The organism is Polaromonas sp. YR568 (genome assembly GCF_943369415.1).
Classification (GTDB): Bacteria; Pseudomonadota; Gammaproteobacteria; order Burkholderiales; family Burkholderiaceae_C; genus Polaromonas.
This window is the reverse complement of sequence record NZ_CALRNF020000015.1, coordinates 49,816-63,288: the sequence shown is the minus strand read 5'-3', so window position 1 is coordinate 63,288 and position 13,473 is coordinate 49,816. Positions and strand designations below refer to the sequence as shown.

The 13,473-nt window shown below is 63.4% G+C and carries 13 protein-coding genes; 4 read left to right on the top strand and 9 right to left on the bottom strand.

Annotated elements, in window-relative coordinates; all coding sequences use genetic code 11:
- Positions 1-189: 189 nt before the first annotated feature.
- Positions 190-2,790, bottom strand: a complete 2,601-nt coding sequence (gene clpB, locus ACLV74_RS11425; RefSeq protein ID WP_411879513.1) for an ATP-dependent chaperone ClpB — start codon at positions 2,788-2,790, stop codon at positions 190-192.
- Between the two features lie 124 nt (positions 2,791-2,914).
- Between clpB and ACLV74_RS11420 the strand changes: the two genes are divergently transcribed.
- Positions 2,915-3,487 (top strand): hypothetical protein, encoded by a 573-nt coding sequence (locus tag ACLV74_RS11420; RefSeq protein WP_411879512.1) that lies wholly within the window; start codon positions 2,915-2,917, stop codon positions 3,485-3,487.
- A gap of 17 nt (positions 3,488-3,504) precedes the next feature.
- On the opposite strand, the gene ACLV74_RS11415 is transcribed toward ACLV74_RS11420, so the two are convergent.
- Positions 3,505-3,981 carry a molybdenum cofactor biosynthesis protein MoaE gene (locus ACLV74_RS11415; RefSeq protein ID WP_411879511.1) on the bottom strand — a complete coding sequence of 159 codons (477 nt, stop codon included), beginning with the start codon at positions 3,979-3,981 and terminating at the stop codon, positions 3,505-3,507.
- A 287-nt stretch (positions 3,982-4,268) separates the two neighbouring features.
- Here ACLV74_RS11415 and dapA point away from each other — a divergent pair, with 287 nt between their 5' ends.
- On the top strand, positions 4,269-5,162 hold the full coding sequence (dapA, locus tag ACLV74_RS11410) for a 4-hydroxy-tetrahydrodipicolinate synthase (protein ID WP_411879510.1): 894 nt from the start codon (positions 4,269-4,271) through the stop codon (positions 5,160-5,162).
- 15 nt (positions 5,163-5,177) lie between these two features.
- On the opposite strand, the gene ACLV74_RS11405 is transcribed toward dapA, so the two are convergent.
- From ACLV74_RS11405 to ACLV74_RS11375, 7 genes are all read right to left on the bottom strand, one after another.
- The gene (locus ACLV74_RS11405; protein ID WP_411879509.1) at positions 5,178-5,429 is read right to left on the bottom strand and encodes a MoaD/ThiS family protein; all 252 of its coding nucleotides are present in this window, start codon (positions 5,427-5,429) and stop codon (positions 5,178-5,180) included.
- Between the two features lie 21 nt (positions 5,430-5,450).
- Entirely contained in the window at positions 5,451-6,716 is a 1,266-nt protein-coding gene (gene glp / locus ACLV74_RS11400) for a gephyrin-like molybdotransferase Glp (RefSeq protein ID WP_411879508.1), read from the bottom strand.
- 58 nt (positions 6,717-6,774) lie between these two features.
- Complete coding sequence (gene mobB / locus ACLV74_RS11395) at positions 6,775-7,323, bottom strand: molybdopterin-guanine dinucleotide biosynthesis protein B (protein WP_411879507.1); 549 nt, start codon at positions 7,321-7,323, stop codon at positions 6,775-6,777.
- Between the two features lie 33 nt (positions 7,324-7,356).
- On the bottom strand, positions 7,357-8,772 hold the full coding sequence (gene thrC / locus ACLV74_RS11390) for a threonine synthase (RefSeq protein ID WP_411879506.1): 1,416 nt from the start codon (positions 8,770-8,772) through the stop codon (positions 7,357-7,359).
- A gap of 6 nt (positions 8,773-8,778) precedes the next feature.
- The gene (locus tag ACLV74_RS11385; RefSeq protein WP_411879505.1) at positions 8,779-9,483 is read right to left on the bottom strand and encodes a hypothetical protein; all 705 of its coding nucleotides are present in this window, start codon (positions 9,481-9,483) and stop codon (positions 8,779-8,781) included.
- Positions 9,480-10,802, bottom strand: coding sequence for a homoserine dehydrogenase (locus ACLV74_RS11380; RefSeq protein ID WP_411879561.1), 1,323 nt, complete (start codon positions 10,800-10,802; stop codon positions 9,480-9,482). Before ACLV74_RS11380 ends, ACLV74_RS11385 begins: the two co-directional genes overlap by 4 nt.
- Positions 10,803-10,899: 97 nt before the next feature.
- Positions 10,900-12,123, bottom strand: a complete 1,224-nt coding sequence (locus tag ACLV74_RS11375; RefSeq protein ID WP_411879504.1) for a pyridoxal phosphate-dependent aminotransferase — start codon at positions 12,121-12,123, stop codon at positions 10,900-10,902.
- Between the two features lie 199 nt (positions 12,124-12,322).
- Here ACLV74_RS11375 and ACLV74_RS11370 point away from each other — a divergent pair, with 199 nt between their 5' ends.
- Together ACLV74_RS11370 and ACLV74_RS11365 are read left to right on the top strand one after the other, a co-directional pair.
- On the top strand, positions 12,323-12,721 hold the full coding sequence (locus ACLV74_RS11370; RefSeq protein WP_411879503.1) for an Mth938-like domain-containing protein: 399 nt from the start codon (positions 12,323-12,325) through the stop codon (positions 12,719-12,721).
- Positions 12,722-12,843: 122 nt separating this feature from the next.
- On the top strand, positions 12,844-13,320 hold the full coding sequence (locus tag ACLV74_RS11365) for a peroxiredoxin (RefSeq protein ID WP_092128171.1): 477 nt from the start codon (positions 12,844-12,846) through the stop codon (positions 13,318-13,320).
- Positions 13,321-13,473 lie beyond the last annotated feature (153 nt).

Sequence of the window (13,473 nt, the reverse complement as noted above, 5' to 3'; positions counted from 1 at the left end):
CCGTAGAACAGAAAGTGATGGTAGGCCGCACGCGCTGGCAGGCTTGTAGGACGATTCAGCATTTGCGGCTCATCCGCAGGTTTGCACACCCCGAAAAAAGAACCCGCCCCGGCTTGCGCCAGGGCGGGTTTGCAAGGTCACCATGAAACCTTGCGGACCGGTCTTGGTAGACGGCCTTAGTGAACGGCGTTAGTGAACCGTCGATTCGAACTTGAACACGCCCGGGTTCCGAATCGGGTCCACATCCACCGGGATGGTGCTCTTGGGCGGGAAGCGCCCTTCCAGCAGCAGCTTGCTGAGCGGGTTCTCGATGCGCTGCTGGATGGCCCGCTTGAGCGGCCTGGCGCCGAACACCGGGTCGAAGCCGACCTTGGCGAGCTCGGCAATGGCCGCTTCCGACACGTCCAGCGTGAGGTCCATCTTCTGCAGCCGGGCCACCAGCACCTTGAGCTGGATGCGCGCGATGGACTCGATGTTCTTCGCGTCGAGCGCATGGAACACCACGGTCTCGTCGATCCGGTTCAGGAACTCGGGACGGAAGTAGTTTTTGAGCTCATCCGTCACCGCGTCCTTGATCTCTTCCGTGGGCTTGCCGACCATGGACTGGATGATGGGCGAGCCGATGTTGCTGGTCATGACGATCACGGTGTTCTTGAAGTCCACAGTGCGGCCCTGGCCGTCGGTCAGGCGGCCGTCGTCCAGCACCTGCAGCAGCACATTGAACACGTCGGGGTGGGCTTTTTCGACCTCGTCGAGCAGCAGCACGCTGTAGGGCTTGCGGCGCACGGCTTCGGTCAGGTAGCCGCCCTCTTCATAGCCGACATAGCCGGGGGGCGCGCCTATCAGGCGCGCCACCGAGTGCTTTTCCATGAACTCGCTCATGTCGATGCGGATCAGGTGGTCTTCGCTGTCGAACAGGAAGCCGGCCAGCGCCTTGCACAGTTCGGTCTTGCCGACGCCCGTGGGGCCGAGGAACAGGAAGGAGCCCGTGGGGCGGTTCGGGTCGCTCAGGCCCGAGCGTGAACGGCGGATCGCGTTGGCCACCGCGCCTATGGCTTCCTCCTGGCCGACCACACGCTCGTGCAGCTTGCCCTCCATCTGCAGCAGCTTGTCGCGCTCGCCCTGCATCAGCTTGCTGACGGGAATGCCGGTGGCGCGCGCCACAACCTCGGCGATCTCTTCGGCGCCGACCTGGGTGCGCAGCAGCGTGGGCGCGTTGGACTTGCCTTTGCTGGCTTCGGTGTCCTGCGCTTCCTTCAGGCGCTTTTCGAGTTCGGGCAGCTTGCCGTATTGCAGCTCGGCGACCTTGTTGAAGTCGCCCTTGCGGGTGAATTCCTCGATCTGGAAGCGGATGCGGCCGATTTCCTCCATGACGTCCTTGGAGCCGAGCGCCTGGGCTTTTTCTGCCTGCCAGATTTCGTCGAGGTCGGAGATCTCTTTTTGCAGCTTGGCGATTTCTTCCTCGATCAGGTCGAAGCGCTTTTTCGAGGACTCGTCTTTTTCGCGGCGCACGGCTTCGCGCTCGATCTGCAGCTGGATCAGCCGGCGGTCGAGCTTGTCCATGACCTCGGGCTTGGAGTCCATCTCGATCTTGATCTTGGCCGCGGCCTCGTCGATCAGGTCGATGGCCTTGTCGGGCAGGAAACGGTCGGTGATGTAGCGGTGGCTCAGCTCGGCCGCGGCGACGATGGCCGGGTCGGTGATCTGCACGCCGTGGTGCTCTTCGTACTTTTCCTGCAGGCCGCGCAGGATGGCGATGGTGGCCTCCACGGTGGGCTCGCCCACCAGGATTTTCTGGAAGCGGCGCTCCAGCGCGGCGTCTTTTTCGATGTACTTGCGGTATTCGTCCAGTGTGGTGGCGCCCACGCAGTGCAGCTCGCCGCGGGCCAGCGCGGGCTTGAGCATGTTGCCCGCGTCCATGGCGCCTTCGGCCTTGCCGGCGCCCACCATGGTGTGCAGTTCGTCGATAAAGACGATGGTCTGGCCTTCGTCCTTGGCCAGTTCGTTGAGCACGGTTTTCAGGCGCTCTTCAAACTCGCCGCGGAACTTGGCGCCGGCCAGCAGCGCGGCCATGTCGAGCGACAGCACGCGTTTGCCCTTGAGGGAATCCGGCACTTCGCCGGCCACGATTCGCTGGGCCAGGCCTTCGACGATGGCGGTCTTGCCGACGCCGGGCTCGCCGATCAGCACGGGGTTGTTCTTGGTGCGGCGCTGCAGCACCTGGATGGCGCGGCGGATTTCGTCGTCGCGGCCGATGACCGGGTCGAGCTTGCCCATGCGGGCGCGCTCGGTCAGGTCCATGCAGTATTTCTTGAGAGCTTCGCGCTGGCCTTCGGCGTCGGCGCTGTTCACGCCCTGGCCGCCGCGCACGGCGTCGATCGCCGCTTCCAGCGCCTTGCGGGTCAGGCCGTTCTCTTTGGCCAGGCGGCCCGCGTCGCTCTTGCTGTCGGCCACGGCCAGCAGGAAGAGTTCACCGGCGATGAACTGGTCGTTGCGCTTGATGGCTTCTTTTTCAGTGGCCTGCAGCAGCTTGGCGAGCTCGGGGCCGACCTGGATCTGGTCCTGGCCCTGCACCTGCGGCAGCTTCTTGACGGCGGCGTCGGCCGCCTGCGTGAGGCCGCCCACGTTGACGCCGGCTTTTTCCAGCAGCGCGCGCGGGCCGTCGTCCTGGCGCAGCATGGCGGCCAGCAGGTGGACCGGCTCGATGTAGCCGTTGTCGTTGCCGAGCGCGAGGGATTGCGCGTCGCTCAGGGCTTCCTGGAATTTGGTGGTCAGTTTGTCTTGTCGCATGAATAAGGCTCCTTGGGTTCCGGCGGGCATGGCTCAAGCCCGCCCGGATGGTATTGAAGAGTATGTGAGGGGCTTGGCCTCTTTTTCAAGCGCCTGCAGGTAGCACCAAGCCTAAAATCAACCCATGAACATCCACCAGATCTCGGTGATCTACCACCAGGAGCAGGACAGGCTCCTGGCGCGCATCAGCAGCCGTGAAAGCGAAGAATTGCGCCTGTGGCTGACCCGCCGCATGACGCTTTCCCTGATGCCGGCCTTGAAAAAAACCGCCGCCGACCAGTTGGCGCGGCAGACTGAAAACATCGATCCGGCGGCGCCGCCGGACATCCAGCGCCAGCGCATGCTGGAAAACTTCAACAAGGAAGCTCTGGCCCATGCGGGCGATTTCAAGACGCCCTACCAGGCCACGGATGCCGCGCTGCCGATGGGAAAAGAACCGCTGCTGGTCACGGAAGTCAAAATGGCTTTACTGAAATCCGGCAAGGTACAGCTGGACTTCATCGAAAAGCTGCCCGAACCGGGACGCAACGTGCGAATCGCCATCAGCGCCCAGCTCACCCAGGGTTTGTTGCAGCTGCTGGACAAGGGCATCACGAAATCCCAATGGCTCAAATTACCGCCCGATTCCGGTATTGGCGAGGCGGCCGACACGCCCGAGCCGCCGGACCTTATGGAAAAACCCAGGTACCTGAACTGAGCCGGGATAGCCGACATTCAGGCATTAGGCGCCACAATGCCCCACTTGGCTAGCGCCGCATCGTCGGTCACGCGCGCATCCACCCAGCGCGCGCCCTCGGGCGTCTCTTCTTTTTTCCAGAACGGCGCCTGCGTCTTGAGGTAATCCATCAGGAACTCGCAGGCCTTGAAGCTTTCGCCGCGGTGCGCGGACGTCACGGCCACCAGCACGACCTGGTCCAGGGGCTGCAGCAGGCCGACACGGTGGACCACACGCGCGCCGAAGATGTCAAAGCGCGCCATGGCCTCGTCGATCATCGCTTCGATGGCTTTTTCGGTCATGCCGGGGTAATGCTCCAGCTCCATGCTGCTGACGCTCAGGCCGTCGTTGCGGTCCCTCACCGTGCCCGTGAAAGTGCAGACGGCGCCCACCCGCTTGTCGCCGGCGCGCAGTGCGGCGACCTCTTCGGAGAGATTGAAGTCGCCGGTGGTGATCAGGACGCGGGGAGTGGCCATAGTGGCAATTTTGCCACTCACCCACCCTGAAAGCGGCCGCCTGCGATAAGATTTGCCGCATGACTGGCCGCACTCACCCCCTCGCCACCCGGACGCACGACAGTGCCCGTGGCCTTGGGACGTGCGCCAGCAAATCGAAAAAACCGTTGCTCATTTGACCGGGGCTGCGGTTCCGTCGTCGAATGAGCGATGGAACCGCCGGTTACTTCTTCAAGTCTTTTGCGGACACCCTTCTCTTGTTCTGATGGCGGCCTTTCAAGCCGGTCAGTTTTTTGGGATGTGTCTTCATGCAAACAGCGTTCAATGCCAGTCAGGCCAGCACCGATTTCTCCGGACTGTGGATTCCACTCGTCACCCCGTTTGACCAGGGCCAGGTCGACAGGGCCGCGTTAAAGCGCCTGGTGGCGCACTACCGCAGCAGCGGCATCGCCGGGCTGGTGGTCTGCGGCTCCACCGGCGAGGCCGCCGCCCTGGATAAGGACGAGCAGCTGCAGACGCTGCATACCGTGATGAACGAGGCACCCGGCCTGCCCGTGGTCATGGGCCTGTCGGGTTACCACCTGGGCCAGACGGCGGCGCGCATCAAGGCCCTGGGCGCGCTGGGCCTGGCCGGCATCCTGCTGCCGGCGCCCAGCTATATCCGCCCCTCCCAGGCCGGCCTGATCGAATGGTTCACCGCGCTGGCCGACGTGAGCGCCGTGCCGGTGATCCTCTACGACATCCCCTACCGCACCGGCAGCCGCCTGGACCTTGAAACCATCCTGGCGCTGGCGGACCACCCGCGCATCCAGGCGCTCAAGGATTGCGGCGGCGACCCGGCGAAAACGCAGGCCCTGATTGAAGACGGGCGGCTGCAGGTGCTGGCGGGCGAGGATGCGAATATTTTCAGCACCGTGGCGCAGGGCGGCCGGGGTGCGATTGCGGCGGCGGCCCATCTGCACACGGCTCGCTTCGTGGAGGTGATGCGGCGCATCCGGGCGGGCGACCTGGCCGGGGCCCAGGCGCTGTGGGCGCCGCTGCAGCCGCTGATCGAAGGCCTGTTTGACGAACCCAATCCGGGGCCGCTCAAGGCGCTCCTCGCGGAGCGCGGCCTGCTGCGCAATGAGCTGCGCAGCCCGATGACACGGGCCTCCGCCGCGCTGGTGGAACGCCTTCAGCGGCTGGACGCGCTGGCGGCTTGATGGGGCTGAGCCCGCTCAGCCCCCGGTCACGGGCGGAAAGAAGGCGACTTCGCAGCCATCGCTGAGCAGAGCCGCTTCATCGCTCATGACCTGGTTGAGCGCCATGCGCACCGACCTGCCGCGCGCCAGGCTGGCGGCATGCGCGGGCGTGGCCGTGAGCAGCTCGTCGCGCAGGGCCGCCAGCGTGGCGGCGGTGGTGTCGCGCACCTCGCTGCCCTGCCCTATGGCCTCGCGGATAGAGGCAAAGTATTTGATCGTGACTTTCATGCAAAGGCCTTGTGTGGCGCGCTAAGCCATCAGCGCCGAAAACGGGATGAACTGCACGGTATCGCCACGGGCAATCGCCACGCCGGCCGGGTTGTCGACGAACCCGTCGCCCCAGACGGCGGAGGTCAGCACGCCCGACCCCTGGTTGTTGAACAGCTCCAATCCGCCGGCGGCGTCGCGCTTCACACGCAGGAACTCGCGGCGCTTGTCGGCCTTGGGCCAATCGAAATGCGCCGGGACTCCGATGGGCTGGACGGCCACTTCGGATGCACTCTGCAACCGGAGCAGAAAGGGCCGTACCAGCACCAGAAAGGTCACAAAGCTGGACACCGGGTTGCCCGGCAGGCCGATGAAGTGCGAGCCGCCGACCTTGCCATAGGCAAACGGTTTGCCCGGCTTGATCGCCATCTGCCAAAGGACCAGTTCGCCCAAGGCCTGCACGGCCGGCTTGATGTGGTCCTCCTCACCGACGGAAACACCGCCGCTGGTGAGGATCAGGTCGTGCTGTTCGCTCGCTTCTTTCAGCGCAGCCACGGTGGCATCGAGACGGTCGGGCACGATGCCCAGGTCCGTCACGGTGCAGCCCAGGCGCAGCAGCAAGGCGCGCAGGAAGAAGCGGTTGGAGTTGTAGATGGCGCCGGGCTTCATGTCCGCCGGTGCGACCTCGCCGGGCATGACGAGTTCGTCGCCGGTGGAGAACAAGGCCACGCGCACACGGGGCGCCACCTGCAGTGTGTCAAAGCCTATGCTGGCGGCCAGGCCCAGCGAGGCGGGCGTGAGGCGTTCGCCCCTGCGCAGCACCACGGCGCCGGCGGCCACATCCTCGCCGCGGCGGCGAATCGATTGGCCGGGCCGGGGTTGGGTCTTGATGCGCACACCGGTTTCGACGGCCTCGCAATCCTCCTGCATCACCACCGCATCGGCGCCGGTCGGGACGGGCGCACCGGTGAAGATGCGCGCCGCGGTGCCTGCGGCCAGCGCATGGCCGGTGCTGCCGGCGGGAATGCGCTGGCTGACCGGCAGTACCGCGCCTTCGGCCCAGTCAGCCGCGCGCAACGCGTAGCCGTCCATGGCGCTGTTGTCGTGCGCCGGCACGTCAAGGCTGGACACCAGCTCCTGGGCCAGCACGCGGCCGTCGGCGTCGAAAGTGGAAACGGCCTCCGTGCCGGGCAATGGCGCCGCGCGGGCCATCAGTTCGGCCAGGGCCTGATCCAGTGGCTTCAGCGGAGCCCGGGCGGGCTGAGGCGCCGGTGCGGCACTGGCGGTCGTGTTGAAAGCAGAACTCATGGGCGGTGTGTCCGGAACAAAAGCATGAACGGAACGGAGCGCAAAACCTTGGCGATGGCTAATCGAAACGGTCTTCGAACGAATACGAGAAACGATCCTGATTGTTGACCAGGTAATCGGCCACGGCCTCGGCATCGTTCAAATCCAGCACCGGGCGCAAGGTTGACTGGGGCAGCTGGCCGGGAGTGTCGGTGGCGATGGCGACGATGAAGTCGTCGTCCATGTAGAGGGATGGCTTGGTCGGCTGTCCGGCCGAGGGGCCGCGCCAGACTTCGATCTTGAGCAGATCGCTGTTCTTGAAGCCTTCGACCAGCACCCAATCCACGCCGCCGTAGAGTTCGGCGATCAGCTGGTGCACCGTGAGCTGGGAGGGCTTTTCAAACTCGCGCATCAGTGCCAGCCGGTTTTCCGAAGCCACCACCACCTCGAAGGCGCCGGCCGCGCGATGGCGGAACGTGTCCTTGCCGGGATGGTCTATGTCGAATTTGTGGTGGGCATGCTTGACCACCGACACGCGCAAGCCCCTGGCCTTGAGCGCGGGGATCAGCTTTTCCACCAGCGTGGTCTTGCCGGACCCGGAATAACCAGCGAGGCCGACAACGTTCATCTCGGGGCTTTCAAGGCGGGGCCACGGCCGGGTTCAATCCACATGGTCGGCAATGTAGCGCTTGATCACGGCCGCATCGGCGGGCAGCAGCTTGACGCGCTTGGGCAGGGCTTCGATACCTTCAAACTTTGCGGGCCGCTCAGGCACATGGCCCAGCGCTTCCTCAATGGTGGCCGCGAACTTGATCGGCAGCGCGGTTTCCAGCACGATCATGGGCACGCCGGCCTGGAGATGCTCACGCGCCACCTTCACGCCGTCGGCGGTGTGGGTGTCTATGGTGGTGCCGAAGCGTTTGTGGGTGTCGCGGATCGTGGCGAGGCGGTCCGCATGGGTGCTCTTGCCGCTCACAAAGCCGTAGCGCTGCGCGGCCGACTTGAAGGCGGCTTCCGCGCTCAGGTCAAAGCGGCCCTGGCTGCCGAGCTGGTCATGGAACAAGGCCTTGGTTTTGGCGCCGTCGCGGCCCAGCATGTCAAACACAAAGCGCTCGAAGTTCGAGGCCTTGGAGATGTCCATGGACGGGCTGGAGGTTTCATGCGTGTCGGCGCTGCCGCGCACGCGATAAACGCCGGTGCGGAAGAACTCGTCGAGCACGTCGTTTTCGTTGGTGGCCACCACCAGCTTGCCGATCGGCAGGCCCATCATGCGGGCCACGTGGCCGGCGCAGACGTTGCCGAAGTTGCCCGAGGGCACGGTGAAGTCGACCTTTTCGGTGTCGCTTTTCGTGGCCTGGAAGTAGCCGGCGAAGTAGTACACCACCTGGGCCATCAGGCGCGCCCAGTTGATGGAGTTGACGGTGCCGATTTTGTACTGGCGCTTGAAGGCCAGGTCGTTGGACACGGCCTTGACGATGTCCTGGCAATCGTCGAACACACCTTCGACCGCGATGTTGTGGATGTTTTCATCCTGCAGGCTGAACATCTGCGCCTGCTGGAAAGGACTCATGCGGCCGTTCGGCGAGGTCATGAAGACGCGCACGCCCTTTTTGCCGCGCATGGCGTATTCGGCCGCACTGCCGGTGTCGCCGCTGGTGGCGCCCAGGATGTTGAGTTCTTCGCCGCGGCGCGCCAGTTCATATTCGAAAAGGTTGCCCAGCAGTTGCATGGCCATGTCCTTGAAGGCCAGCGTGGGGCCGTTGGACAGGGCTTCGAGGTAGAGGCCGTCTTCGAGCTTTTTCAGCGGGACGATGGTTTTCGTGCCGAACACCGCTTCGGTGTAGGTCTTGTTGCAGATGCCTTTGAGGTCGGCGGCGGGGATGTCGTCGACATAGAGCGAAAGGACCTCGAACGCCAGTTCGGCGTAGGACAGGCCGCGCCACTTCCGCAGCGTGGCGGCATCCACCTGCGGATACTGCTCGGGTAAGTACAGCCCCCCGTCGGGCGCGAGGCCTTCCAGCAGGATTTCACAAAAGCGTTTGCGGTCAGCGTGCCCGCGTGTGGAGATGTATTGCATGACAGCTCAGTTTTTCCAAATGCTCTGGCGACTTGCCAGCAGTGAATCCAGGATAAATCCAGTCACCCCATCCTGGTCTATGTCCTTGACTGCAGGGGATGCAGTGACTTTCGGTCCCATGGAGATCAGCGTGAAGCGGCTCGAAAGCGTATCGGTGGGCCGCATTCGGGGCGGACGGCGCGGCTGTGCCCACTCAATGTTCGCCAGACAGACAAAGGCCTGAATCTCTTCTGCTCGCAGAGGGGAGCGCTGCACGATTTCAAGTTCCTTGCGGTTTCCGTCCTCGGACGTCCACTTGCGAACCACCGTTTCAGGCGGATATTTGCCAGCTGCGGGAAACTCGAAAGGCCGGCTCATCGCCGCCCTTTTGTCCCAGACTGTTCGCGTGACACTGACAATCTCGCGGCTGTCCAGGTCCAGGCCGGTCCAACTGGCCAGACCATCATTGATATGCCCGCCAATGAACTCCGTGGAAGCCCCTCGCTGGATCGTCGCTATCTCAAGAGGCGGTGATCTGAAAGGGCCGGTGACGGCAGCCGAATCGACAATGACCTTCGGAGAGATTTTTCCTTCGTAGGTCACCCTCATGGCGTCGACGGCGCCTTTTCCGAAGGGATTGCCGTAACAGCTGTCTTCCTGCGCAGGCTGTTGAGCGGTACAGCTTGCGCTCACAAGAGCGAAAAGCAAACCGGACAGCCAAGACCTCTTCATGCCAGCTCTTCCTTGCGGATGCGCGTGATGGGCGCCAGCACGGTGGGCAGTGCCTGCATTTGCGCCAGGGCGCCGTTCATCTTCGCTTCCACGCATTCGTGCGTGAGGATGATCAGGTCGGTGTGGGTGGAGCCCTCGCCGCCCACTTCATCGGCTTCGCGCTGCAGCACGGCGTCAATGCTGATGCCCGCGCCGGCCAGGATGCCGGTGACCTTGGCCAGCACACCGGCTTCGTCGGCGACTTTCAGGCGGAGGTAGTAGCTGGTGACAACTTCAGACATGGGCACGACAGGCAGGTCGCTCATCGCATCGGGCTGGAAGGCCAGGTGCGGCACGCGGTGTTCCGGGTCGGCCGTGTGCAGGCGGGCGATGTCGACCAGGTCGGCGATCACGGCGCTGGCGGTGGGCTCGCTGCCCGCACCCTTGCCGTAGTACAGCGTGGTGCCGACGGCGTCGCCCTGCACCACCACGGCGTTCATCGCGCCTTCGACATTGGCGATCAGCCGTTTGGCCGGCACCAGGCTGGGATGCACGCGCAGTTCAATGCCGTTGGCGGCGCGCTTGGTGATGCCCAGCAGCTTGATGCGGTAGCCCAGTTGCTCGGCATAGCGGATGTCCTGCGCGGCCAGGCCGGTGATGCCTTCGACGTAAGCCTTGTCGAACTGCACCGGGATGCCGAAGGCGATGGCCGACATCAGCGTGACCTTGTGGCCGGCGTCCACGCCTTCGATATCGAAGGTGGGGTCGGCTTCGGCGTAGCCCAGGCGCTGCGCTTCTTTCAGCACGACGTCGAAGTCCAGGCCCTTGTCACGCATCTCGGACAGGATGAAGTTGGTCGTGCCGTTGATGATGCCGGCGATCCACTGGATGCTGTTGGCGGTAAGGCCTTCGCGCAGCGCCTTGATGATGGGAATGCCGCCGGCCACGGCCGCTTCAAACGCGACCATCACACCCTTGCGGTGGGCCGCCGCGAAAATCTCGGTGCCGTGCACGGCCAGCAGCGCCTTGTTGGCGGTGACCACGTGCTTGCCGGCTTCAATGGCTTCCAGCACCAGCTGTTTGGCGATGCCGTAGCCGCCTATCAGTTCGATCACGATGTCGACGTCGGGGCTGGCCACGACCTTGCGCGCGTCGTCCACAACCTGCACGCCCGGGCCGACAGCGGCCTTTGCGCGCACCACGTCGAGGTCGGCGACCATGGTGATCTCAATGCCGCGGCCGGCGCGGCGGCGGATTTCTTCCTGGTTGCGCTGCAGTACGTTGTAAGTGCCGCTGCCCACGGTGCCAATGCCCAGAAGGCCTACCCGGATAGGGCTCAAATTCGTCGGTTTCATAGTCGCTGAGGTCTTGCTTTACGTTGATCTTGATACCCGCGCCCAAAAGGGGCGCGACAAAGGGAAGAGGCCGAATGCAGGATCAAATTCGGTTGTTGCGGTAGTTCTCGAGGAACTTCGCAATGCGGCCTATGGCCTCGCGCAGGTCTTCCTCGTGCGGCAGGAAGACGATACGGAAGTGGTCCGGTTCGGCCCAGTTAAAGCCCGTGCCCTGCACCAGCATGACCTTGGTCTCCTTGAGGAGTTCCAGGAAGAACTGGCGATCGTCCTTGATCGGGTAGACCTTGGGATCCAGGCGCGGGAACATGTAGAGCGCGGCACTGGGCTTGACGCAGGTCACGCCGGGGATGGCGGTGATCAATTCATAAGCCAAGTCGCGCTGGCGGCGCAGGCGCCCGCCTTCGCAGGTCAGGTCGTTGATGCTCTGGTAGCCGCCCAGTGCGGTCTGGATGGCCCACTGGCCCGGCACGTTGGAGCACAGCTTCATGTTGGCCAGCATGTTCAGGCCTTCAATGTAGTCCTGCGCCTGCTTCTTGGGACCGGACACCACCAGCCAGCCGGCGCGGTAGCCGCAGGAACGGTAGCTCTTGGAGAGGGAGTTGAAGGTCAGCGTCAGCACGTCGGTGGACAGGCTGGCAATGGCCGTGTGTTTCACGCCGTCGTAGAGCACCTTGTCATAGACCTCGTCCGCGAGGATGACCAGGCCGTGTTCGCGCGCGATGGCAACAATGCCCTTGAGCAGTTCGTCGGAATACAGCGCGCCCGTGGGGTTGTTGGGGTTGATGACCGCGATGGCCTTGGTTCTGGGCGTGATGCGGGCGCGGATGTCGTCGAGGTTGGGCATCCAGCCGTTGCTCTCGTCGCACAGATAGTGCACGGGCGTGCCGCCTGACAGGCTGGTGGAAGCGGTCCACAGCGGGTAATCGGGCGCCGGCAGCAGCAATTCGTCGCCGTCGTCGAGCAGGGCGTTGGTGGCCATGGAAATCAGCTCGCTCGCGCCGTTGCCGAGGTAGATGTCGTCCAGCGTGACGCCTTTGATGCCCTGCTTCTGGGTTTCGTGCATCACGGCCTTGCGCGCCGCAAAAATACCCTTGCTGTCCGAATAGCCGGCCGACGCGGGCAGGTTGCGGATCATGTCCTGCTGGACTTCTTCGGGCGCGTCAAAACCGAACACCGCCAGGTTGCCGATATTGAGCTTGATGAGCTTCTGGCCCTCTTCTTCCATCTGCTTGGCGGCGTCCATGATCGGGCCGCGGATGTCGTAAAGCACGTTGGCAAGCTTGGCGGATTTGGTGATCGGTTTCATGAAACTTCAGGAAAATTTGGGGCAAGGACCCCACCACTCACCCTGCTGTCAACGGGGGAGAAGCAGCAGCATTGCGGCGGGAAATTCGGGCGGAATCTATAATTTGACCACATAAAAGAGGTTTTTCGCCGGCAAACACGCGGCGCACAAAGCCCCGCGCATCGCGCGCCACGCCTTCACAACGCCCGGAATCATCCGTATGAAACTTCAGCCAGACCGCCTCGACGTCCAGTCCATCCTCGGCTACGGCCCCGGCTGGGTGGGCCTGGGGCGCGACGGCGTCGCCGAAAAGATCGAACACAGCGTGGTGATCGGCTCGCGCGGCGAGAAATTCGACTGGAACTGCAAGCGCTTTGACGAACTCACGCCGGAGCATTTCGCCCTGCTGGCCGAAACCCGGCCCGAGCTCGTGATCTTCGGCAGCGGCACCCGCCTGCGCTTCGTACCCCCGGCGTTTATGCGCGCCCTGATGGAGCGCCGCATCGGCGTTGAGACCATGGACACGCTCGCGGCATGCCGCACCTACAACATCCTCGCGGGAGAAGGCCGGCAGGTGATTGCCGCCCTGCTGATTGAAACAGAAGGAACAGAGGGCTGAAATGCCCTCTCTTTCAGGGTAAAATCTAGGGTTGCACTAGGCACCACACCCAGGATGACTTCCCGGGCAGGTCGCCAAAAGGCGCGGCTAATTACAACTACTTTCGTCAGGGTCTACTCAGTATGGCAGTCGTCGTCAATAAACCACTCCCCGAATTTGAAGCGATCGCCACCGGCGGCATCAAGGTTTCCAACACATCCCACCTCGGCAAGGTCGTGGTGTTGTACTTCTACCCCAAGGACAACACGCCAGGCTGCACCACGGAAGCCATGCAGTTCCGCGACCGCTACAAGGACTTCGTCAAGGCCGGCGCCACCGTGTTCGGCGTCTCCCGCGACAACATGAAGTCGCACGACGAATTCAAGTCCAAGCTTGAACTGCCGTTCGAGCTGATTGCGGACACCGAAGAAAAAATGTGCCACATGTTCGGCGTGGTCAAAAACAAGATCATGTACGGCAAAAAGGTCAAAGGCATAGAGCGCAGCACCTTCCTGGTGGGCGCCGACGGCCAGCTCAAAGAAGAATGGCGCGGCCTGAAAGTGCCCGGCCATGTGGACGACGTGCTCAAGGCCGTCAAAGCCCTCAAAAAGGCCGCCTGAAACCTTATTGAGGCCAGTTAGCAACAAAGGATTGCCCTGTCACTTGAGTTGTGCATAATGAACTCATGCTGTTGACCCTCGCAACTGCGCCAAAAGAAAAAGCCGCCCTGGTTTCAAGGCGGCTTTTTCGCTTCTGGACCCTTCTTTTTTAGA